This window comes from Roseixanthobacter psychrophilus (genome assembly GCF_043195195.1).
Lineage (GTDB): Bacteria > Pseudomonadota > Alphaproteobacteria > Rhizobiales > Xanthobacteraceae > NCEH01.
In genome coordinates this window covers 1-595 of sequence record NZ_JBAFWT010000168.1, presented here as the reverse complement: position 1 = coordinate 595, position 595 = coordinate 1, and the positions used below count along the sequence as shown (strand labels likewise).

1 protein-coding gene is annotated in these 595 nt (G+C 66.6%); it reads left to right on the top strand.

Features of this window, described 5'->3' with window-relative positions; all coding sequences use genetic code 11:
• Nucleotides 1-595, top strand: a 595-nt coding sequence (locus V5F77_RS29040) for a DNA-binding domain-containing protein (RefSeq protein WP_429008509.1), incomplete at both ends; no start/stop codon positions are given.

The window sequence follows — 595 nt, the reverse complement described above, 5'->3', positions numbered from 1 at the left end:
CGAAAAGAAGGCAGAGAAGGCCGAGCCTGCGCCCGTCGTCACCGCCGCGCGGGAAGAACAGCGGAGCAATCGGTGGGACTGGTTTGAGGGCGTGCCGGACCGCCTCAAGGCCAAGGCCAAGACCAAGCTGGACGCCCTGCAAGCCGTGGATGCGCTCACCCGCACCGGGCAGGAGCGCGACCTCGCCATGATCGTGGTCGCCTCGGAGGTCGGCGTGTCCCTGCGCACCCTCTACAACTGGGCATCCGAGGTGCACGGCATCGACCGCGCCGACTGGCTCGCCTATCTCGCGCCGCGCTATGCCGGCCGGCAGACCACGGTGGATTGCTCGCCGGAGGCCTGGGAATGGATGAAGGGCGCCTATCTCACCCAGTCGCAGCCGACCGCCGCGCACTGTTTTCGCCAGCTCGAAAAGGTGGCCAAGGAACAGGGATGGGTCATCCCCTCCTGCAAGACGTTGGAGCGGCGTCTCGCCAAGCTCGATCCCGCCATCGTGGTGTTCTATCGCCAGGGCAAAGAGGCTCTTAAGCGCCTCTATCCGGCGCAGAAACGGGACCGCAGCACGCTGCACGCGCTCGAAGCGGTCAACGCCGAT